This window comes from Natronomonas gomsonensis (genome assembly GCF_024300825.1).
GTDB classification, from domain to species: domain Archaea; phylum Halobacteriota; class Halobacteria; order Halobacteriales; family Haloarculaceae; genus Natronomonas; species Natronomonas gomsonensis.
The window spans coordinates 1,410,331-1,431,723 of the sequence record NZ_CP101323.1; the positions used below are offsets into that span (position 1 = coordinate 1,410,331).

Consider the following 21,393-nt stretch of genomic DNA (forward strand, 5'->3'; position numbering starts at 1 on the left):
CGGTAAAATTACGACAGTTGAGCCGCCGAATGCAATCGGAATGCATCGCAGACGGAGGTTTCTGAAAGGCGCTGGAATCGTCGGGGCGGCCGGCATCGTCGGGGTCGGCAGCGTGGCGGCGACGACCGCGACTCGAATCGACGACACCCTCGACCTCACCGGCGGGATACAGGACGGGATTGCCGTACTTGACGCCGAGGCGGCGGTCGAGGGAATCGCCGACGCAATAACTGGCCTCGATGTCGACGCCGAGAGTCGAGCGTTCGAGGTGCTGCCGCTCGTGTACTTCCGAGCGCCGGGACTCGTCATCGAGGCGGTCGCCGAACTCGACGGCGTTCGCTACGTCGCCGCCAACCGCGAGTTGGAGTATTACAACGACGACGCCGCGGACGTGACCGACGTGGACGCCGCGCGGTCGAGTCGGAACGTCGACGGGTCTGGAACTCACGTCGCCGTCATCGACAGCGGTATCGACGCTCTCCACCCCGATTTGACCGTCGAGAACAACTACCAGTGGGTAGGCAATCCCCTCGGGTCGCCGACGCTGTGGGTGCCGGCCCACGACCTCGACACCGACGAACTCGGCCACGGGACGCACTGCTCGGGAACCGTCGCCGGACGGGGCGACACCGACAGTGGGATGGCCCCCGGTGCGTCGCTGACGGGCTATTCGACCGGCGCGGCCGTCTCCGTGTTGAAGTCGGCCGCGGCCTTCGACCACCTGCTCGCGAATCACGCCGCCGCCGTCGACGTGGTCTCGAACTCCTACGGTGCGGCCTCGGGCGCTGATTTCGACCCGAATGCGCCGCTGAACGTCGCCACCGAGACAGCGACGTTCGAAGAGAATATCGTCTGTGTCTTCGCCGCCGGCAACGACGGCCCGAGTTCGAACACGCTGAACGACTACGCGAAGGCGCCGTGGGTGCTCGGCGTCGCCGCGACGAACGACGACAAGGCGCTGATGGACTTCTCTTCGCGCGGGCGACCCGGCGGAAAACACGACCGCTCGGCCGCTCTCGAGGACGAGACGGGCATCTACCGCCCCGGCGTCGCCGCCCCCGGCAACCAAATCAACAGCACGATGTCGCCGACCGACATCCTGCAGGCGACTTCGCCCGACACCGACCCGTTCTACGCCGCGATTTCGGGCACGTCGATGGCGTGTCCGGTCGTCTCCGGCGTCGCCGCGCTCATGCTGGAGGCCGCAAGCGGCACGCCCGACGCTCTCGAAGTCATCAAAACCATCGAGGCCACCGCCGACGACATCGGCTTCGACCCCTACGAGACCGGCCGCGGGTTCGTCGACGCCGACGCCGCCGTCGACCGCGCCGCCGCCGGCGACTGGGCCTGACTACTCGAAGGTCAGCCCGTCGCGCAGTTCTCGCGTTTCTTCCAGCAGCGCCGAACAGTCCATCGCCTCGTCGTCGACCAACGTGACGTGGCCCATCTTCCGGAGCGGCCGGACCTCGCGTTTCCCGTACCAGTGTAGCGACGCTTTCGGCGATTCGAGGACCGAATCGGTTCCCGACAGGGTCGCGCTTTCGGGTTCGTCGACGTCGCCGAGCAGGTTCGTCGTCACGCTCGGGCCGCGGCGCTCGGCCGACCCGAGAGGCCACCCCAACACCGCTCGGACGTGCTGTTCGAACTGCGAGGTGCGTGCGCCCTCGATGGTCCAGTGCCCGGAGTTGTGCGGCCGGGGAGCGATTTCGTTGACGAGTATCTCGCCGTCGACTTCGAACAGCTCGATACCGTAGACACCGCGGCCGTCGAGGGTCTCCAGTACCTCGAAAGCAACCTCGCGGGCGCGCTCTCTGGTTTCAGGGTCGGTACGTGCCGGAGACGCCGTCTCTCGGAGAATCTCTTCTTCGTGAATCGTCTCGGTAACCGGATAGGCACGGACCTCCTCGGCCCCTTTCACGCCCATCACCGCGAGTTCGCGCTCGAAGTCGACCATCTCCTCGGCCAGAGCGGGGCCGCCGAGGGCGTCCAAAACCTCTTCGGCCGCCTCGGGACCTTCCGCTGGCATGTTCCCGCGACCGTCGTAGCCGCCCTTTCGGGCCTTACACATCAGCGGCCAGCCCAGTTCCTCGCCGGCCGCCAGCAGGTCCTCTGCGTCGTCGACCTGTCGGAACTCGGGAACCGGAATCCCGGCGTCGGCGAGCGCTCGGTTCTGGACGAGTTTGTCCTGAATCGTACGCAAGGTGTCGGGGTCGGGATGGACCGGCGTGTCCGTCTCCTCGCTGACCCGCTGCATCTCGTCGGGGTCCGCGAGTTCGATTTCGAAAGTGAGTACGTCGACGCGCTCTGCGAGTTCTCGAATCGCGTCGTAGTCGTCGAAGTCGCCGACGATTTGCTCGCGGACGACCGGTGCGGCCGGACAGTCCGGCGTCGGGTCCGAGACGACCAACTCGACGCCCAGCGGGCCGGCGGCCTCGCCCATCATCCGTCCGAGTTGTCCGCCGCCGACGACGCCCAGCGTCGCGGCTGGCGTGGTGTGGTTCATATGTACCTCCGGGCGGCCACTGGCCGAGAAAGTTGCTATCTGGAGCGACCGGTCACTCCAGTCGCGATTCGTCGACGTAGAAGACGAACGGCGTATCGAAGGTCCGCATCAGGTGGACGCGAGCCTCGTAGCGGTCGTCGATGCGCTCGTCGACGGCGCCGCGTTCGTCGGCGTGGACGATGACGACCGGCGGGTTCTCCGCCAGCGCCGATTCGAGCGTCCCGTTGTCGGGCGCACAGTCGACGTTCATCTCGCCAGCCTCGAAGTACCACGGCAACGGTAGCGAATTGAACCAGTTCGAACACGTCGGCCGCCGCTCTAACTCCTCGTCGCCGGTCGGGTTGTGGAGGTGTTCGCCGTACAACACCACGTCCGTTCCCTCGTTTTCGTCGGCCAGCGTACGCATATCGGTCAGCGTCGGTTTCACGTCGCCGGAGGGTTGGGCGTACTGAACGAGGGGGTTGTCGTCGGACTTCGGGTCGGCGAAACTCGTCGCATAGCCCGTCCAGGCCATCGACCCGACGAGGACGACGCCGAGGAGGACGACCAAGGCGACGCTGACGGTGTCGTCGTCGAGTTGGGCGTCCCGGCCCCATCGGTAAAGCAAACCGAGGCCGTAGGCGGCCGGAATCGCAAGCGGCAGGACGATGTGGACGACGAGCCACGCCGAGCCGCCGATGTCGGTGATGAAAGGGTAACCGACGAGCGAGGCGGCCCCCCAGTAGAAGCTAAAGGAAACGAGGTCGTCGGGGCGGTCGGCGGCGTACAGCGTGACGGCGAAACCGACCAGCGCCAGTGCGACGAGCGCAGTCGAGGACTCGGCGGTGATGAGCGCCATCTCGCCGAGGTATTCGAGGTAGGGGTTGGGGTCGTCGGCTCGGGGCGTAATCCACTGACAGCCGTACAGTTCGGCTGTCGACCCGAGCGTGAACGCGACGAGATGCGGGAGTTCGAGCGGGTTCGCGAGCGCCTCCCAGAGCGTCGGCGCAGCGCCCACGTCGAAGTAACCATCGTAGCCACTACAGGAGCGGTAGTACAGCCCCCGTGAGGGGAGGCTACCGCGCGGTGCGTACACGTACGTGACGGTTACGAGGAACAGCGCGACGCTGCCGGCGATGGAGCGAGCGTGGCGGACGACGCTTCCGAGCGCCCACGCGAGATACTGCCGAAGAACTGCCGTCGGGGACTGCTCGCTGAACCGGGCAAACAGCAGTCGGTGATGGAGAAGCAGGACGGTCGCGCCGACGAACGCCAGCAGGTACGCCAGCACGTTCTCCTTGGCACCGAAACCGATGGCGAGGGCAAACGTCGCCCCGTAGAGATAGCGGCCGTCGTCGAAGTCGACCGCACGAACGAAGCAGGCGAAGGCGAGAAACGAGAAGGTGGCCGCGAGGATGTCGCTCCGCATGAACCGCGAGAAGTACAGCAACACGGGGTTCAACGCGAGCAACAGCGCCAGCGAGACGACGGTCTCATCACGCAGTCGGTGTCGGAACAGCAGCGCGACGAGCGGCAGGAGGCCGCCGACCAAGGCGGGAAACAGCCGCATCACGAAGTCGGTCGCACCGAGCAACTCGAACAGCGGTGCGTTGACGAGATGCAACAGCGGGCCGTGGATGATGGGGCGGTAGAACGTCACCCCCGAGGCGGCGTAGTCAGCAATCCAGTAGGCGACGCGGCCCTCGTCCCAGTGGGCGACGCGGCTGCCGAGGAAGGCGATACGGAGGGCGAGCGAGACGACAGTGAGACCGAAAACAGCGAGCAGCGTTCTGTCGCGACGAACGTTCATCGCCGGTACCCAGACGCCCGGGGATTAGAATCCTTCTGGTCTACAGATAGTTGGGTGGTAACACGCAACAAGACTCAAGTCGGTCCGGGTTCAATACTTTCGGGACCATGTCGAGCGAACGGCCCATGTTCGAAACCCGGGACCGAAGAGAGTTGTACGAGTTTATCGACTCACGCGGCGAGGTGACCTATGACGACCTCATCGAGTCGGACCTTCTGACCGACCCCGACCGGTATCGACAACTGGTCGCGGTGATGAAACGGGACGGCATTCTGGAGGAACACGACGGCACGCTCCGGCCGGCGTTGGACGCCGGAACCGAAGAGACACACCACATCGACGGGACGGAGGTAACCATCCGACCGGCGAGACAGGAGGACATCTCCGGCATCCTCGGCGTGATGCGGCAGGTGGCTGAGGAGAAACGCTACATCGTCGCCGAAGACGTAGCCGAGCAACTATCGAGCGACAGCGCACTCGTCCGCGATGACCTCGAAGACCAGCGGTTCTTCGTCGCCACGATAAACGACGAGGTCGTCGGGTGGTGTGCCGTCGAGACGCCCAAGCTCGACAAACTCGCCCACACCGGCGAACTCACCCTCGGCGTCTTAGAGGAGTACCGGGGACGGGACATCGGCAGTCACCTGATACAGCGGGCGCTGTCGTGGGCCTCGAAAGCCGGCTTCCATAAGGTGTACAACAGCATCCCGGCGACGAACGCAGCAGGCATCGAGTTCCTCGAGGAACACGGCTGGAACACCGAAGCCATCCGCCGGGATCACTACCGCATCGACGGGGAGTTCGTCGACGAAGTGATGATGGCACTGCAGTTGAACGACTGACGCGACTCGGCACGACGGTTCGTATAACGACCCCGGCAGTCGACGGTCGTTCCGGCAGTTCTTTTAGGCGGCCTACCCCAGCGACAGACATGGTAGCGCTCGGGCTGGTGGTCGCGCAGTTCAACAAGGAGCGGCCGATTACCCACGAGATGGAGGACCGCGGACGGGCGGCCGCCGACGACGCCGGTGCCGACATCGTCGAAACTATCGAGGTACCAGGGGCCTACGACACGCCGCTGGCCGCCGACCGACTGGCACGCCGAGATGATATCGACGCCGTCGCCGTCCTTGGTGCCATCATCACCGGCGACACCGACCACGACCAGGTCATCGCCGACGCCGCCGCACAGGGGTTGACCGACGTGTCCCTACAGCGGGACACACCGGTCGCCTTCGGCGTTATCGGCCCCGGAATGAGCCAGGCGGAGGCCGAAGAGCGAATCGAATACGGGGCGACCACCGTCCGGAGCGCTATTGAACTCGCAGAGGAACTACAATGACAATGGATTTCGCAGACCGCCTCGAGCGCGTCGAACCGAGTGCAACGCTCGCTATCAGCAACCTCGCATCGCAACTCGAAGCCGACGGCGTCGACGTCGTCGACCTCTCGGTGGGTGAGCCCGACTTCCCGACGCCGGCGAACATCGTCGACGCGGGCAAGCAGGCCATCGACGACGGCCACACTGGCTACGCACCTTCCAACGGGATTCCCCCGCTGAAGGAAGCCATCGTCGAGAAACTCGACGGCGACGGCCTCGACTATTCGACCGACGAAGTCATCGTCACCCCCGGCGCCAAACAGGCGCTGTACGAGACGTTTCAGGCGCTCATCGAGGAGGGCGATGAGGTCGTCCTCTTGGACCCCGCGTGGGTGAGTTACGAAGCGATGGCGAAGATGGCCGGCGCCGACATCTCCCGTGTCGACCTCTCGAAGCACGGCTTCCAGTTGGCGCCGGCACTCGAGGAACTGGCGGCGACGGTTTCGGACGACACCGAACTGCTCGTCGTCAACTCGCCGTCGAACCCCTCCGGGGCGGTGTTCGGCGACGACGCCCTCGAGGGCGTCCGCGACCTCGCCGTCGACCACGACATCACCGTCATCTCCGACGAGATTTACGACGCCATCACCTACGACACCGACCAGACCTCGCTGGGTTCCCTCAGCGGAATGGGCGAGCGCACGGTGACCATCAACGGCTTCTCGAAGGCCTACTCGATGACCGGCTGGCGACTCGGCTACCTCGCCGCGCCCGAAGCCCTCGTCGAGCAGGCGTCGAAACTCCACAGCCACTCGGTGTCGTGTGCGACGCACTTCGTCCAGTACGCTGGTGTCGAGGCGCTGGAGAACACCGACGACGCCGTCGTCGAGATGCGCGATGCCTTCGAGGACCGCCGTGACATGCTCGTCGACCTCTTCGCCGAACACGGCAAGGACGTCCCGGTTCCGGACGGCGCGTTCTACATGATGCTGCCGGTCGACTCCGACGACCAGGCGTGGTGCGAGGGTGCCATCGAGGAGGCCCACGTTGCCACCGTTCCGGGGAGCGCCTTCGGAACGCCCGGCTACGCGCGACTCTCGTATGCGGCCAGCGAAGAGCGACTCCGCGAGGGCGTCGAACGATTGGCCGACGCCGGCTACCTGTAGTCGAATCGGTTACGACATCGAGACCTTTCTCGGAGAGAGACGTCCGCGGCTCAAAACGGAGACGTTCAGGGGCGGCGGTAAAGTGCATCCCCACCCCATCCCCCACCGCCGGCGAATCGAAGACCTCGATAGAGGGCGACGGCCGTCTTTTGCGGCCGCGACGGGCTCGGCGACCACCCCCCGCCGCCGAGTCCCGAGTGAGGTCTCCACCTACGTCTGGCACCCACTGCAGTATGAACGGTTCTTCTAGTCCTCTAGATGCTGGAGGTACGCCTCGACGAGCGCCTGCTGTGCGTGGCGGAGGTGGTAGTGGAACGTCGGGGAACTGATGTCCATCGTGTCGGCGATATCCTCGGCGGTGGCGTCCCGTGGCCACGAGAAGTAGCCGCCGAAGAAGGCGTGTCTGAGCGCCGCCAACTGTTTGTCAGTCAGTCGGTCCTCGACGCCGTCTTGGTACGCCTCGACGGTCCGAACCGGCCGTTCGACCTCGTGTTTCGATACCAACTCGGCGTCGTAGAACTCCTTGGCCGCCTCGACTATCGGGCGAGGGTCCGCATCACCCGGAACTTCCGCGACGAAGGTCGTCTCTCCGTCCCGAGCGACGAGGGAGACCGGCGACGCGCCGGCCTCCAGCAGTCGACGGATGAGGGAGTCGGTCGTCACGACCTCGAAGACGCCATCGTCGCCGTTGGAGCTGACGTACTCCGCGGATTCGACCGTCTGCGTCTCCTCGGCAATCGCCTCGACCCGCTCCGGTGGGAGCCCCGAGACCGTGATGTAGTGGCGATACCGGTCGGCACCCGCCGGCGTACTCCACTCGTGTCGACAGGGACCGTCAGCGAGCGTCGACACGGACGCGAGGAACGCGTCGGGACTCTCGATGCGGAAGGTGAGTCGCGTCGCGCTGTCGGAGAGAAGCAGGCGTTCGGTCTGGACGGCGTTGATGGCGAACCCGACGATTTCTCCGAGGCGTCGGAACGCCGCCTGCTCGCGGTCGTTGAACGCCTCCGACCGCGAGGAGTACACGACGAGGACGCCCAGGGCGTTCCCCCGGTGGACCAACGGAACGGCGACGCCGGATTCGATACCGCGCTCGATGGCCACCTCCCGAACGGGGTCAGGGAACTGCAACTCCGGAATCCTCTGTGTCGCCTGTGACTCGCCGGTATCGAGCGCTTTCTGTGCCGGCCGGGTCCACTCGAACTCGTTGAGTTCCTCCATTGCGTCGACGAAGTCCTCGTCGACGCCGATACCGGTCTCCGGGATGACCGTCTCTTCGGGCGTGTTCCGTCCGACCCACACCGCCCGATACAGTTCGGAGGCGGCGAGTCGTTCACACACCGTGGATTCGATTTCCTCCCGGCTCGCGGCGTCGACGACACCGCGAATGACCCCGTGAACCGTCTCGCTGATTCGGTTCATCGTGTCGAGTTCGTCGCGCTGTCGCCGGAGGGCAGCCTCCCGGTCGTGTCGAAGCGAGATGTCGCGTGCGATGCTCACGACCACCGTCTCGTCGGCAACCTCCAAGACGGTGCTGTTGAACTCGTGGGGGATTCGTCTACCGTCCGTCGTTAGAACGTCGAACTCCATCGTATAGCCCGGCGGGAGCGACTCGAAATCGCCGAGAGCCTCTTTCGCGTCGACGCGCTGCTCGGACGGGAGGAGGTCGAAGCCGTCCATCCCGGATAGTTCATCATCGTCGTACCCCGTCACCTCCCGGACCCGGTCGTTCCACCACAGGAGCCGGCCATCGAGGCCGAAGATGTACACGGGGTCCGGAAGCGATTCCAACAGTTTCGCCGTCGACGCGTCGATATCGAAGTCCGACATATCCCACCCTACCTTCAACTCTCAACGCTGAAACAAAAAACAGCCGACTGGGGGTTCGATAGTCAGTCGTCGAGTGCGTCGGCGACGCGCTCGAGTTCGCGTCGGATGTCGTGGAGTTCGTCGCGGACCTTCCGGACCTCGCGGACGAGCTCTTCGTTGTCCTCGCTTTCGCCGCGGGCGCCGGGGCCGCCGGGGCCACCGCCCATGCCGCCGGGGGCGCCACCGGGACCGCCGCCGCCCATCATGCCGCCCATCATCTGTGCGAAGGGGCTGCCGCCACCGCCGCCCATGCCGCCGGGGGCACCGCCGGGACCGCCGCCGCCCATCATCTCTTCGAGTTTCTCCTCGCGGCTCAGGCCCTCGCCCTCGCCACCCTCGCCTTCGCGCTCTTCGGCTCGCTGTTGGCGAATCTCCTCGACTCGCTCGCGGAAGGACTTCTCCTCGCCGCCTTCCTCGCCGCCCTCTGCTTCGTCGGACGCGTCGTCGTTGTCCGTCATGACCCCCTCTTTCGTCTCACCGCAGAAAAGTCCACAGGTCTCGGCTATCGGACGCGGCGCAACAGTGCGACCATTCCGGCGATAGAAACACACAGTACGGCGAAGTTGAGTCCGATTCGCGCGAACGGCTGGAAGCGGTCGGCGACCCACACGTCGATGACCGCCGAGAGGCTCGTGTAGAGGCCGATACCGGCGACGACCGCGAGGATGCCGAGCGCGACGAGTCCGCCCCACGACAGATACGCGAGCACCGTCTGGACGTCGACGTTCGGACCCTTCGAGGCATCCTCCCCGGTGGCCCCTTCGGAGTCGTCGCTCACACCGACCACCTCCGGGCGGCGAACAGCGAACCGAATAGCGCAACGATGGCGACGACCGGGCCGAATCCGGGTTGGCCCTCTCCTGCTGTCGGTGACTCCCGGTCGGGACGGCCAACACCACCGTCACCCGTCTCGAAGTCGCTGGCTTCGAAGGCGACTGGACGGCGCGTTTCGTTGGCCGCGAGTGTCTCCTCGGGGTCGAGGTTCGCGACCGACCGCGTCGAGTCGAGAATCACGCCGTCGCGCCACAGCGTCACATCGAGGTAGTAGTTGTAGTTCTCCGGGACCGACAACTCGACGCTGGGCGTCGCGGTTCGACCCGGTTCGATGGCTCCGACGGTCGTCTCGGTGCGTGCGGCGACGACGTTCGAGTCGGACTGGCGTGCGGTGACGACGAGACGGAGCCCCGATTCGGGAGCATCGCCGCCGTTGGTGAGATAGCTCGTCACGTCGAGCGTCGTCGTCTCGCCGTCGCTGGATTGGATGGTGTACTCGACGGCCGGCTGGGCGGCGAAGCGATGGAAGGCGACGCTGGTTTCGGCGTACGGCGGCGTCAGCGCCGAGACGCCGCTGACGCTCGCCCGTGCGGCGTCGACCCGCTGGCCGTCGACGTACAACAGCGCGGATATCTCGTAGCCACCTTCGCGTGGGACGGTCACCGAGACGGGCGCCTCGTGTTCGGTTTCGCCGTCGACCGAACCGAGGTCCGTTCGGGCGGTGTCGGCGACGAGGCCGCTGTCGGCGTCGGTCGCGCGAACGACGACGGTCACGTTGTCGGCGGGGCCGCCGCGGTGGGAGAGGTACGTGGTCACGTCGAGCGTCGCCGTCTCTCCGGTCACCTCTCCGACGGCGAGCGTCGTCTCGGAGACATCCAATCGGGCTGGCGGTGCGTCCCGTTCGGGCGTCGGGTCGCTGACGAACCCGGGGACCAGCGCGGCGATAGCCACCATCGCGAGGAGGGCGACGATGGCAACGCCGGCGAGGAGGGCATCAGTTCGCATGTAAACGACTGACAGAGCCTTGGATAAAGGTCTTCTGTGGCCGGAACTCAGCCGAACGCGCCGAGACTCGACTGCAACTGCCGTGCGGAGGAACCCTCCCGGAGTTCGTAGCCGACGAGGTCACGCATGTCGACGGCGAAGGTCCCCCCATCCCGTTCGAGGAGGAGTACACGGCCTTTCGTCCCGAGAACCGTCCCCGAGGCGAGCGTCTCGGCGACCGGCGCGGCCTCGAGGGCCAGTCCGTACTCGAAGGCATAGGTTCCCTGTACGTCGAACTCCGAGAGCAGACGGGTCCAGGCGGCCTCGTCGACGGTCCGTCCCATCCCATCGATTTTCGTCGGCACGCGGACGGCGTCGGGAATCGGGAGGTCGGCGGCGAGTTCCGCCTCGATTTCCCGCGCGATACGGCCGTTTTCGACGGTGTAGAGGTGAGCACCGCGGTCGGCGCCCTGCTCGCGGAAGCGGGTCTCAAGCCGGCGCAGTTTCGTCACGCCGACCTTGAACGTCTTCGGCGCGAACGCCGCGAAGTAGACGGCATGCCTCTGATAGCAGTCCATCTCTGCCTTCAGACACGTGCCGGTACAGCGGGCACACACCCACGTCGAGTCGTGGGCCTCACAGTACGGCGCCGTGGGGTTCTCACAGGCGAGGTGGTCGGTTCCGTCGACGGTACCGGCACAGCGGCGCTTCCCGAGGGACCACTGGAGTTGCCGGCCCGCTTCCAGCGATTCCCGCTCGACGACGCCGTCGGTGGCGACCAACAGCGCGGCCGCTGTCTCCCGGCCCGCACCCGACTCGTAGCCGACGACTTGCACGCCTCCACGTAGTCCGGGCGCGGCTTTAGGCGTTTCTTCGCGGATTCGTGACAACCCTTTTATGAAGGAGAACGAATGGAGTCCATGCTCGATGCGGCGCTGGAGGTGACCGTCGGCGACGGCGTCCGCTTTACGTTCACCGTCGTCAATCCCGGGAACACCCCGCTCGAAGTGACGTTTCGGGACGCCTGTCGGGCCGACTTCACCGTCTACGAGGACGACACGGAGGTGTGGCGCTACAGCGACGGCGAGGCCTTCGCACAGGTCCTCACCTCGGCGGACCTCCAGCCCGGCGAAGCGGCCACCTTCGAGGAGACATGGCCGGACCCAAAGCCCGGTGACTACACCGCCGAGGCGACGCTCCGAATCCTGGAGGATGACGTGTCGGCGCGCACCCCGTTTTCGGTGTAGCTACTCGAAGTCGGCCGCAAGCAATTCTCGAACCGCCCGCCGGACGGCGTCGTCGGACGAACCCTCCGGTTTCCATCCGAGGCCGGCGAGTTTCTCGACGGAGAGTCTCATTCGTGGCACGTCGCCGACCCACCCGCGGTCGCCGCCGGTGAAGGAGTAGGCGGGGTCGAGGTCCATCTCCGCGGCGACGATGTCGGCGATGGTGCGCACCGAGGTCGTCGTCCGCGTTCCGAGGTTGTAGGTGTTCATCGCCGTGTCGGCATTATTAACGACGTAACACATCGCGTCGATGCAGTCGTCGATGTGCATGTAGGATTTCTCCTGTCTCCCGTCGCCGAGGATTTCTAATTCGGAGGAGTCCTCTCGGAGTTTGTGGATGAAGTCGGGGATGACCGCGCCGAGTTGGAGCCGCGGGCCGACGATATTGGCGAATCGGAAGTTCCACACCTGGAAGCCGTAGCTGTTGGCGTACACCGACAACAGCGACTCCTCGGCCAACTTCGCGGCGCCGTACATGCTGATGGGTTCAAGCGGTGCGTAGTCCTCGGGCGTCGGGCGCGGGGCCTCGCCGTACACCGTCGAGGAGGACGTGAAGGCGACGTGCTCGCAGCCGACCGACCGCATCCGTTCGAGGACGGTCGCGGTCAACTCCGTGTTCAGCCGGAACTGTTCGTTGGGGGCGTCGCTGTCGACCGCCTTGTCGGCGGCGAAGTGAAACACCGCGTCGGTGTCTTCGTCGATGGCTCTGGCGACGACCGAGTCTTCACGCAGGTCGCCTTCGACGAACTCGGCGTCGTCGGGGACCCACTCGCGGCGGCCGTTGCCAAGGCGGTCGACGACGACGACTTCGTTGTCGGCGACGAGACGGTCGGCGAGGTGTGAGCCGACGAAACCCGCGCCACCGGTGATACAGAGCCGCTTGCCGGAGAGGTTCATTGGCGGCGCTGGGAGTGGCGAGCGTAAGTCGGTTTCGAGAGCGGCCGTTCCGAAACCCCCTAAGCCGTCGACCGGAAAGCAACGGGCATGCAACAGGGAAACGAGGTGTGCGTCCTCCGTCTCGGCCACCGCCCGGGCCGGGACAACCGGATGACCACCCACGTCGGACTCACCGCGCGGGCGCTCGGCGCCGACCGGGTGGTCATTTCGGGCGACGCCTCGCAATCGGCCGAGACCATCGCGGACATCACCGACCGCTTCGGTGGTCCCTTCGAGGTGGAGTTGACCGACAGCCACCGGAAACTCCTCCGGGAGTTCGACGGCATCGTCGTCCACCTCACGATGTACGGCCTGCCGGTACAGGACGTGGAGGCCGACGTTCGAGCCGACTTCGAGGAGGGACCGGTTCTCGTCGTCGTCGGCGCCGAGAAAGTCTCCTTCGACGTCTACGAGGCCGCCGACTACAACGTCGGCGTGACGAACCAGCCCCACTCGGAGGTGGCCGGACTGGCGGTGTTTCTCGACCGACTGTTCGAGGGGCGGGAACTCGACCGCGAGTGGGTCGGCGCCAGCCACGAAGTCGTTCCGAAGGCCACGGGGAAGCAGGTCGAGCCGGTCGACGAGGAGGAGTAGAATCCGGGAGCGGAGCTTTTAAACGACTCGCTGGCGCACGTTTACACAATGGCTTTTGACGAACTGTTGAACGACCCCGTGATTCAGAAGTACCTCCACGAACTCGTGGGGCCGACGGGGATGCCGGTCGCGGCCGCACCGCCGGACGGCGAGGTGACAGACGAGGAACTCGCCGAGGAGCTCGGCCTTGAGCTCAACGACGTTCGTCGGGCGCTGTTCATTCTCTACGAGAACGACCTCGCGACGTACCGCCGGCTCCGCGACGAGGACTCCGGGTGGCTCACCTATCTGTGGACCTTCGAGTACGAGAACATCCCCGAACAGCTCGAAGAGGAGATGCACCGGCTGTTGGAGTCGCTCGAAGAGCGCCGCAGCTACGAACAGGACAACGAGTTCTACCTCTGTAACAACTGCCAACTCCGCTTCGAGTTCGGCGAAGCAATGGAGTTCGGCTTCGAATGTCCCGACTGTGGCGGCCCGCTGGAGACGATGGACAACCAGCGGCTCGTCGACGCGATGGACCGACGCATCGAGGAGTTGCGCGAGGAACTACACATAGACGAAGGGACCGACGGGGCGGAAGCGTAGTCGATGGTCGTTCTCGCAACGAAACTGTACGTCGGCGGCGATGCAAAGCAGCGGTCGTTGGACTCACTGACGTCGCTCGTCGAAAACGACCTCGCGGACCTCGACGTCGAATTCACCGTCGGGCTTCGAGACGACGGCTTCCCGTCGGTGACGATTACCGGCGAGGACGCACCCGTGGCACGGAACCTGTTGGCCGAGGAGTGGGGTGCAGTCACGCCACACCGCGACGCCAGCGAAACGTACGTCGGCACGCTGGAATCGTGGGATGACGAAGGGTTCATCCTCGATGCGGGCGAACCGGTCCGGATTCCGGCCGACGAACTCGGCTTGGGACAGGGCAATCCCGACCAGATTCGCAGGCGGTTCGGCCTCGTCCAGCACATGCCGCTTCGGTTCGTCGAGGGCGAAGCGGACGAACCGGCCCGCCTCGCCGACGACGAGCGGGACCGACTGTACGAGTGGACGCGCGGAACCGACCGCGTGAACGTCAACAGCGCGACGCGTGCGGAGGTTCGGGCGACCGTCAACCGGTCTGGCCACGCCGAGGACATCGTCACCGTCGAGCGCCTCGGTCTGCTCGAACAGAGCATCATCTGCCGTGAGGAAACCGACGGCCCGGGACTGCTCTCCGACATCGGCCCGCACCTCCGCTCGGAGTTACTCGTCGTCGTCACCGACTGAGCCATGAACCGACGCCTCCTCGCCGCCGTCGCCCTCGTCTGTTTCCTCGGATTATCCGGCTGTACGGCCATCTTCGGCGCCAACGTCGACGACCCCGAGGCGCTGTCGGCCGATGCCAACTACGACTACGACACCGACTACGACGCCTCACTCGTCCTCAACCGCGACAACTACACCGCCGTCTACAACGTCTCACGGAAGACGGTCGGTGACGAGGGCGAAATCGAGTTGTACACCACCGACGCGCTGGCGGTCGAGCGGCCCTTGGAGCTACGCGGCCTGCAGTTCCGCTACCCCAACGGGACGGTGTTGCGCTACACCAGCGACGGCGATGTCGTCCGCACAGACACCGGTGAAACCGTCGACACACTCGAAGTCGACAGCACCCGACAGCGCTCAATCGTGGAGTTGCCGGCCGAGGAGGGCCAACTTGCCTTCACGACGCCCCGGAACGGAAAACAGCTAACCGTCGAAACACCCGTCAACGGCAGTTACGAGGTCGCGCTGCCCCCGAACACGGACGCCTCGATTCCGCTGTTGTCACAGGTTCGCCCCGAAAACGACGACCGCCGCGAAGTCGGCGACCGCGTCGTCCTGACCTGGGAGAACCTCGATAGCTCGGTGCTCGTCCTGCGGTGGTACCTCAACCGCGACATCTGGCTGTTCGGCGGACTGGCTGCCATCGGGACCCTCATCGGCCTCGTTGGCGGCGTCTACTACTACCTGCAGATACAGCGAGCGAAGGAACGCCGCCAGGAGGAGGGCATCGACATCGAGTACGACGACGACGGCGACGGGCCACCGCCGGGAATGCGTTGAGGTTTACCGGGTGGCTCACCTACGCCGTGTATGAACATCGCTGTGGTGTGTGTCGGCGACGAACTGCTCTCCGGTGACACCGTCAACACGAACGCCGCGTGGCTCGGCGAACGACTCACCGAACGTGGTGTAACCGTCGAGCGGACGACGGTCGTCCCCGACCGCATCGCCGACATCGCACGCGTCGTCAACGAGTACCGAGCGGAGTACGACGCCGTCGTCACGACGGGCGGTCTCGGCCCGACGCACGACGACATGACGATGGATGGCGTCGCCGCCGCCTTCGGCCGGAGCGTCGAGACGAACGAGGCGGCACTCGAGTGGCTCGACGCCGAGGGCGGTTACCACGCCGCGGACCTCGCGGCGGGGACGGCCGACCTTCCGGTCGGTTCGGAGCCGATACACAACCCCGAAGGCGTCGCACCCGGCTGTGTCATCGAGAACGTCTACGTCCTGCCGGGCGTTCCCACGGAGATGAAAGCGATGTTCGAGGCGATAAAAGACGACTTCGAAGGCGAGCGACGCCACGTCACCGAAGTCGTCGTCGACGAACCCGAAAGCGCCCTCGTCGAGCGATTCAACGAGTTACAGGAGCGCTTCGGCGTGAAAGTCGGAAGCTATCCCGGCGAGTTCGTCCGGGTGAAAATCGAGAGTACCGACGAGGCAGCCATCGAAGCGGCCGAAGCGTGGCTCCGGGAGCGAGCCGACGCGGTCGAGGCCTGATTATCGGTAGAGATACCACAGCCAGCCGACGGTGATGAGCAGACAGGCAGCGAAGACGAGCCAGCCGGAGGCGTTGATAGCGAGTTCGTTGACGTTCTCCTGCAGTGGGATGTACATGCCGTTTCGTTGCCGGGGGCCGCTCTTAATAAATTCCCTTTCGAGCGGTGGGGTTGACGGACCGCGTCGTTTTTGGCCGGGGCGGCCCGTGCTCCGGTATGCGACGCATCGGGCTCGTGGTCAACCCAATCGCGGGGATGGGCGGCCGCGTCGGGCTGAAAGGTACCGACAACAAGGTCGAGGAGGCCCGCCGCCGCGGCGCCGAACCGCGGGCACCGACCCGCGCTCGACAGGCGCTGGAACACCTGCGCGAACAGCCCGTCGAGGTCGAGTTGTACACCTACGGCGGTGTGATGGGCGAAGACGAGGCCGTCGCCGCCGGGTTCGACCCCGTCGTCGTCGGCGACTCCGAAACGGACGAGACCGCCTCGGCCGACACCCGCGAGGCCGTTCGGCGACTCGTCGAGGCCGGCGTCGACCTCGTGTTGTTCGTCGGCGGCGACGGGACTGCCGTCGACGTGGCCGAGGCCCTCGAAGACATCGACGGTGAGGTTCCGGTGCTCGGCGTCCCCGGTGGCGTGAAGGTGTACTCGTCGGTGTTCGCGGTCACTCCCCGGGCCGCCGGCCGCATCGCCACCACCTTCGAGCGAACCGAAACCCGCGAGGTCAACGACATCGACGAGGACGCCTACCGCGGCGGCGACGTGAACACCGAACTGAAAGCGCTCGTCGAAGTCCCCGTCGGCGACGAGATACAGTCCTCGAAGCAAATCGGCGGCGGTACCGTCGAAGCGCTCGCGGCCGCCGTCGCCGGCGACATCCGCGACGACGACGCGACCTACGTGCTCGGGCCCGGCTCTACGGTCGACGCCGTCAAGACCGAACTCGGGTTCAACGGGTCGCCACTGGGCGTCGACGTGTGGCGCGGGGATAGCGTTCTCGCGGCCGACGCCAGCGAGTCCGACATCCTCGCTTCCCTCGGCGAGCGCAACGTCATCGTCGTCTCCCCCATCGGCGGACAGGGGTTCATTTTCGGCCGTGGCAACGACCAAATCTCCCCCGAAGTTATCCAGCGCTCGGATATCGAAGTCATCGCCTCCAAACAGAAACTCGACGATATCGGCGTCCTCCGGGTCGACACGGGCGACCCCGAACTCGACGAGGCGTTGCGGGGCTGGCAGCGCGTCCGCGTCGGGAAGTTCGAACGCCGCCTGCTGAAAGTCGTCTGACCGTCAGTCCCACTCGGGGAGATACTCGCCCTCGATTGGTGGGTCGGTGCTGACCCACTCCGCGCGGGCGGCGTCGCTCGTTATCGTCGTCGCCGGGCCGCCGTCGAGGCTGTAGGTGAGTGTCACATCCGACAGCGAGCAGTGTGCGTTGTACCGGAGGGCGTCGTCCGGCGCCATGTACGACACCGTCTGCCAGTGGTCGGTGTCGGCCTCAACGGTCGCCTGTAGTTCGATGCCTTCGCCCTCGCCGCGGAACCGCCAGTGACCCGGTTCGTCGTGGAGGGTTCGGTTCGCCGAGGGACTCCACGGGACGACGTGTTTCACGCGATTGAGTGGGTACACCTCGCCGTCGATGCGGAAACACAGCGAGAGGTTGTCGTCGAGTCGGAGCGCCTCCAGGACGGCCGTCTCGTCTTCGGCGAAATCGTTACACTGCACCCACGTCCATTGCTCGGGAGGGTCACTCGACAGCGTGTGCCCCTGATGGCCCGGCGCGTCTTCGAGTTCGATGGTCCGGTCGCCGACCGTAATCTCGCCGGACATGAACACGGATTGGTTCCGACTCCAGTGTTTGCCCGTCCCGATGGTCTTCGACAACACGTCGGTGAGTCGCTCGCTCCGCAGTGGCGTGAACGCGTAGGTGTCTGGGTCGTATTCGAGGTCCCACGACACCTCATCGACACTGCCACTCGCCGACGAAGAGGTGAGGACGCCGTCGCCGATGGTCAACTCGAAGGGGTCGCTGTCGGGCCAGACCTCCTCGAAGGCGAACGCCTTCGAGACGAACGTCGAGTTCTCGGGCGTCTCGCGGTCGGTCAGTGCCGCCCACAGCCGACCCTCCTGTCGACCGCTTTCGGTCGACAACAGCGTGTAGCGATACCAGAAGGCGACCGAAGCGTCCCGCGAGCTCACCAGCGAGTACCACACCTCACGACCGGGGTCGCCGACGGCGAGGGGCCACTCCATCACCGGCTCGTTGGGGTCGGGGTTCATGTGTTGGGTTCCCGAAAGGAGAGGAGTTATAGATTGGTGGTCGGACCGTATAAAGTGTAAGATATAGTATAGTAGTCCCGGGCAGATTCGAACTGCCGTCATGGGCTATCTTCTAGATTCTGACATAAGTCAGAAATCTATCCAAAGGCCCATATGATTGGCCACTACACCACGGGACTCCACCCGCGTCTATTCGCTGGCCGTACAATAGAGTTACTCTTTCAGTCACCACTCACTTGGTGTTGTTCTCAACGATGGCGTGACACCGACGACAAAGACAAACGAGATTCAGTAGACGATGGGCATCTTGTGGGTCGTCAAACGAGCGAACGGGAATCAGGTGGTGGACATCAGGGTTTCGTCCCATCTCTTCTTTCGTTTTTCCACATCGTTGGCACTCGTAGTCGTCTCGTTTCAGCGCCTCTCGTCTAACTGACCGCCATTTTCCAGTGTAATCCGCGGTGCCACCTTCCCATTGATGATGGTTCTCCCCCCGCCAGTTTTCAGACATCCACTCGGAAAGGCACTCTTCACTACAGAATCGCTGTTGTCCGCGCTCTACGTCGGATTTCAGCACCATACGAATCTCGCCACAGTAATCGCATTCGCTCTCCACTCGCTCGCCCCGTCGCCAGAAGCGAGTGCCCTCGAACGTCCCCTCCATTTCGACACATTTCGAGCAAAAATGGCCGTTTTTGTCGGATGGGTAATACGCGAATTCTGTCCCGCATGCCTCACAGGTGGTGGTCTCCTTCGCATCCTTCCAGTTGCCGTTGTGTTCGCCGGCGTTCGGATTACAACCATCACAAAAGACGCGCCGTGCCTTCTCGTCGTAGAACTCCGTTCCACATCCTTTGCACTCCCGGTTCGGGAGCGGGTCTCCGTGGACTTTGGTGTGGTGCTGGCGCATTCCTCGTTTCGTGCTCAATGCTTTCCCACAAGTCGGACACGCGTGGCTCACAGACAGACCGAGTAGGTGGGATAAATTAAACCGAATCCAGCCGGATTGAAAGTGAAACTAATCCGCCGCCTCTGACTCCAACGCAACGTCCAGCAGTTCGCAGGCGTCGGTTTCGGCGTCGAAGCAGTCCGGACAGCAGTCCTGCCGGTCGATGATGGTGTCGAGTCGCTCTGCGACCGTCTCGTCGATGACGCTTTCGAGCTGTTTGGCTTCCGTGCGGAACTCCTCGACTTCGAGGACTTCCCAGAGGAACCGCTCGATGATGCAGTACGTCTGGAGGGCGTCCCGCGCTCGAACGATACCCTCGTCGGTCAGCGAGACGCCCTTGTACTTCTCGTGGTCAGCGAGGCCGTGGCCTTCGAGTTTGCCGATCATTTCGTTGGCGCTGGCGGGACTGACCTCCAGGAGGTCCGCGATTGCGCCGGTCGAGGCGGGGCCGTCCTCCTGTTCCTGTACGAGGTAGATGGCCTTCAGATACTGGTCCTGTGTGTTCATGTTCGCGTCTCCATGAGTTCCGTCACTTCCTCGACGCCCTCTTTTTCCTCTTCACGAATACTGCGGAGGGTCTCGAGCAGCCGTTCGCGGTCGACGGTAAACTGTACGTCCGAACTCTCGATGGCCTCGATGAGGTCGTCGTAGAACTTGTAGGCGGTTTCCTCGTTGCACAACTGGTCGTAGAGCACGCCGTCGAAGTCGGTGTCCGACTCGTAGCGGGCGGCGACCAACTGCTCAATTTCGTCGTACGCCACGGGGTCGGCGTCGAGTTCGTCGACGAGCGTTTCGAGGCGTTTGCGGTGCTCGGCGGACTCCTCTGCGGCGTGTTCCAGAAGCGAGACGATGTCGGGGTCGAGTTCCGCGTCGTCGAGCGTCTCGTAGTGTTTGTGTGCCCGGGCCTCGACGACCTCTTCGAGGACCATCCCGATTTGCAGCAGGCGCGCGAGTTGGTGGTCCGACGCGACCGGGTAGGTGAGACTCATCGTTCCACCTCGCGGTTTGTGAACGGTGCGCCGGTCATACTCACGCGTCGGCACCGCGGCGACTTAAGGGGTTCCCTTGACCCCGGCTTTTTATCCCTGTTTCGAGAACGAACACCCATGGGAGACGGCAACGGCGGGCCAGCCGACCGAATGCGGGAACGCTCCGGCGGCCACACTGCACTCCTGTATCTCCTCCTCGATGTCGAGCGACGACTCGTCGCCAGCGGCATCCTCGCGTTCGTTTTCCTCGGCATCGTGGCCGCCTCCCTCGTCATCCCGGACGCGAGTGTGGCACTGCGTACCGACGACCCCGTCGAGACGGCGTTCCAAGCGTTCATCGGCGCGACGGTCACCGGCGTCACCGTCGTCCTCACGTTGAACCAACTCGTCCTCTCACAGGAACTCGGCGCCGTCGGCGACCAGCGCGAACGGATGGACGGGGCGATGTCGTTCCGCGACGACGTGGCCGAACTCCTCGGTGAGACGCCACCCGCCGAACCGTCGGCGTTCCTCCGAGCGTTAATCGAGGAAATCGCCGACAGAGCGGAGGCCGTTCGGTCGAGTGACCCGCCCGATGACCTCGAAGCGATGCTCGACAGCACCACGCGGAATGCCGACACCGTCGCCGACCGACTCGACGGTGCGACCTTCGGCGAGTTCGACGTCGTCCGCTCGGCACTGGATTTCAACTACTCCTGGAAACTCTACGTCGCACAGCGGACACTGGCGGACGTGTCGTCGGAAACCCGAGACCCCCTCGAAAACCTCATCGACGCCCTGCGACTGTTCGGGCCGGCCCGCGAGCACTTCAAGACGCTGTACTTCCAAGCCGAACTCATCGACCTCTCGCGGACGGTAACTTACACCGCCGTCCCTTCGCTCATCGTCAGCGTCGCCGTCCTGTTGTTCGTCGACCTCGAATCGTACACGGGGACGCTGGCAGGGGTGGACGTGGGCGTGATACTCGTCAGCGGCGCCGTCGCGGTGTCGGTCGCACCGTTCGCCGTTCTCCTCGCCTACGTGTTGCGCATCGCGACGGTGACCGGACGGACGCTCTCAATCGGCCCGTTCATCCTCCGCGAGACCGACCGCGACACCGACGGCTGAGCGTCGCTGGAAAACCCGAAAACGAACGGTACCGCG

At 64.9% G+C, this 21,393-nt stretch carries 24 protein-coding genes and 1 tRNA gene; 12 read left to right on the forward strand and 13 right to left on the reverse strand.

What is annotated here, in order from left to right; genetic code table 11:
* The first annotated feature begins 40 nt into the window (after positions 1-40).
* Positions 41-1,351: a S8 family peptidase gene (locus tag NMP98_RS07725; RefSeq protein WP_254860939.1), complete on the forward strand. Its 1,311-nt coding sequence runs from the start codon at positions 41-43 to the stop codon at positions 1,349-1,351.
* Here NMP98_RS07725 and NMP98_RS07730 read toward each other — a convergent pair whose 3' ends face one another.
* Positions 1,352-2,503 carry a 5-(carboxyamino)imidazole ribonucleotide synthase gene (locus tag NMP98_RS07730; protein ID WP_254860940.1) on the reverse strand — a complete coding sequence of 384 codons (1,152 nt, stop codon included), beginning with the start codon at positions 2,501-2,503 and terminating at the stop codon, positions 1,352-1,354.
* A gap of 52 nt (positions 2,504-2,555) precedes the next feature.
* Positions 2,556-4,292: a flippase activity-associated protein Agl23 gene (locus tag NMP98_RS07735; RefSeq protein ID WP_254860941.1), complete on the reverse strand. Its 1,737-nt coding sequence runs from the start codon at positions 4,290-4,292 to the stop codon at positions 2,556-2,558.
* A 125-nt stretch (positions 4,293-4,417) separates the two neighbouring features.
* On the opposite strand from NMP98_RS07735, the gene NMP98_RS07740 reads away from it, so the two are divergent.
* The 3 genes from NMP98_RS07740 (at position 4,418) to NMP98_RS07750 (ending at position 6,779) form a co-directional block, all read left to right on the forward strand.
* Positions 4,418-5,134, forward strand: a complete 717-nt coding sequence (locus NMP98_RS07740; protein WP_254860942.1) for a GNAT family N-acetyltransferase — start codon at positions 4,418-4,420, stop codon at positions 5,132-5,134.
* Between the two features lie 89 nt (positions 5,135-5,223).
* Positions 5,224-5,634, forward strand: a complete 411-nt coding sequence (gene ribH, locus NMP98_RS07745) for a 6,7-dimethyl-8-ribityllumazine synthase (protein WP_254860943.1) — start codon at positions 5,224-5,226, stop codon at positions 5,632-5,634.
* Positions 5,631-6,779 (forward strand): pyridoxal phosphate-dependent aminotransferase, encoded by a 1,149-nt coding sequence (locus NMP98_RS07750; protein WP_367997252.1) that lies wholly within the window; start codon positions 5,631-5,633, stop codon positions 6,777-6,779. Before ribH ends, NMP98_RS07750 begins: the two co-directional genes overlap by 4 nt.
* A 246-nt stretch (positions 6,780-7,025) precedes the next feature.
* On the opposite strand, the gene NMP98_RS07755 is transcribed toward NMP98_RS07750, so the two are convergent.
* The 5 genes from NMP98_RS07755 to NMP98_RS07775 form a co-directional block, all read right to left on the reverse strand.
* Positions 7,026-8,609: a bacterio-opsin activator domain-containing protein gene (locus NMP98_RS07755; protein ID WP_254860944.1), complete on the reverse strand. Its 1,584-nt coding sequence runs from the start codon at positions 8,607-8,609 to the stop codon at positions 7,026-7,028.
* Positions 8,610-8,671: 62 nt separating this feature from the next.
* A complete protein-coding gene (locus NMP98_RS07760; RefSeq protein WP_254860945.1) occupies positions 8,672-9,106 on the reverse strand; it encodes a hypothetical protein in 435 nt (144 codons plus the stop codon).
* Between the two features lie 44 nt (positions 9,107-9,150).
* Positions 9,151-9,426, reverse strand: coding sequence for a DUF8060 family membrane protein (locus tag NMP98_RS07765; RefSeq protein WP_254860946.1), 276 nt, complete (start codon positions 9,424-9,426; stop codon positions 9,151-9,153).
* A complete protein-coding gene (locus tag NMP98_RS07770; protein WP_254860947.1) occupies positions 9,423-10,427 on the reverse strand; it encodes a DUF7490 domain-containing protein in 1,005 nt (334 codons plus the stop codon). Before NMP98_RS07770 ends, NMP98_RS07765 begins: the two co-directional genes overlap by 4 nt.
* Positions 10,428-10,474: 47 nt before the next feature.
* Complete coding sequence (locus NMP98_RS07775; RefSeq protein ID WP_254860948.1) at positions 10,475-11,242, reverse strand: DUF2797 domain-containing protein; 768 nt, start codon at positions 11,240-11,242, stop codon at positions 10,475-10,477.
* A 75-nt stretch (positions 11,243-11,317) separates the two neighbouring features.
* Between NMP98_RS07775 and NMP98_RS07780 the strand changes: the two genes are divergently transcribed.
* Entirely contained in the window at positions 11,318-11,653 is a 336-nt protein-coding gene (locus NMP98_RS07780) for a BsuPI-related putative proteinase inhibitor (RefSeq protein WP_254860949.1), read from the forward strand.
* Here NMP98_RS07780 and NMP98_RS07785 read toward each other — a convergent pair whose 3' ends face one another.
* Positions 11,654-12,589: an NAD-dependent epimerase/dehydratase family protein gene (locus tag NMP98_RS07785; protein WP_254860950.1), complete on the reverse strand. Its 936-nt coding sequence runs from the start codon at positions 12,587-12,589 to the stop codon at positions 11,654-11,656.
* An 87-nt stretch (positions 12,590-12,676) separates the two neighbouring features.
* On the opposite strand from NMP98_RS07785, the gene NMP98_RS07790 reads away from it, so the two are divergent.
* The 6 genes from NMP98_RS07790 to NMP98_RS07815 all read left to right on the forward strand — a co-directional run bounded on the left by NMP98_RS07790 (position 12,677) and on the right by NMP98_RS07815 (position 17,319).
* Positions 12,677-13,222, forward strand: a complete 546-nt coding sequence (locus NMP98_RS07790; protein WP_254860951.1) for a tRNA (cytidine(56)-2'-O)-methyltransferase — start codon at positions 12,677-12,679, stop codon at positions 13,220-13,222.
* A gap of 48 nt (positions 13,223-13,270) precedes the next feature.
* Positions 13,271-13,810, forward strand: coding sequence for a transcription factor E (gene tfe / locus NMP98_RS07795; RefSeq protein WP_254860952.1), 540 nt, complete (start codon positions 13,271-13,273; stop codon positions 13,808-13,810).
* Positions 13,811-13,813: 3 nt separating this feature from the next.
* On the forward strand, positions 13,814-14,491 hold the full coding sequence (locus NMP98_RS07800; RefSeq protein WP_254860953.1) for a DUF2110 family protein: 678 nt from the start codon (positions 13,814-13,816) through the stop codon (positions 14,489-14,491).
* A gap of 3 nt (positions 14,492-14,494) precedes the next feature.
* Complete coding sequence (locus NMP98_RS07805) at positions 14,495-15,310, forward strand: DUF5803 family protein (RefSeq protein ID WP_254860954.1); 816 nt, start codon at positions 14,495-14,497, stop codon at positions 15,308-15,310.
* 30 nt (positions 15,311-15,340) lie between these two features.
* Positions 15,341-16,033, forward strand: a complete 693-nt coding sequence (locus NMP98_RS07810) for a competence/damage-inducible protein A (protein WP_254860955.1) — start codon at positions 15,341-15,343, stop codon at positions 16,031-16,033.
* 215 nt (positions 16,034-16,248) lie between these two features.
* On the forward strand, positions 16,249-17,319 hold the full coding sequence (locus tag NMP98_RS07815; protein WP_254860956.1) for an ATP-NAD kinase family protein: 1,071 nt from the start codon (positions 16,249-16,251) through the stop codon (positions 17,317-17,319).
* Positions 17,320-17,322: 3 nt separating this feature from the next.
* Here NMP98_RS07815 and NMP98_RS07820 read toward each other — a convergent pair whose 3' ends face one another.
* The 5 genes from NMP98_RS07820 to NMP98_RS07840 form a co-directional block, all read right to left on the reverse strand.
* Positions 17,323-18,312, reverse strand: a complete 990-nt coding sequence (locus NMP98_RS07820; RefSeq protein ID WP_254860957.1) for a hypothetical protein — start codon at positions 18,310-18,312, stop codon at positions 17,323-17,325.
* 72 nt (positions 18,313-18,384) lie between these two features.
* Positions 18,385-18,491, reverse strand: a tRNA-Gln gene (locus NMP98_RS07825).
* A gap of 53 nt (positions 18,492-18,544) precedes the next feature.
* On the reverse strand, positions 18,545-19,222 hold the full coding sequence (locus NMP98_RS19540) for an HNH endonuclease (protein WP_367997253.1): 678 nt from the start codon (positions 19,220-19,222) through the stop codon (positions 18,545-18,547).
* A 108-nt stretch (positions 19,223-19,330) separates the two neighbouring features.
* A complete protein-coding gene (locus NMP98_RS07835; protein ID WP_254860958.1) occupies positions 19,331-19,768 on the reverse strand; it encodes a metal-dependent transcriptional regulator in 438 nt (145 codons plus the stop codon).
* Positions 19,765-20,250: a ferritin-like domain-containing protein gene (locus NMP98_RS07840; RefSeq protein ID WP_254860959.1), complete on the reverse strand. Its 486-nt coding sequence runs from the start codon at positions 20,248-20,250 to the stop codon at positions 19,765-19,767. The genes NMP98_RS07835 and NMP98_RS07840 overlap by 4 nt, the downstream gene beginning before the upstream one ends.
* A gap of 117 nt (positions 20,251-20,367) precedes the next feature.
* Between NMP98_RS07840 and NMP98_RS07845 the strand changes: the two genes are divergently transcribed.
* A complete protein-coding gene (locus tag NMP98_RS07845; protein ID WP_254860960.1) occupies positions 20,368-21,357 on the forward strand; it encodes a DUF7972 family membrane protein in 990 nt (329 codons plus the stop codon).
* Positions 21,358-21,393 lie beyond the last annotated feature (36 nt).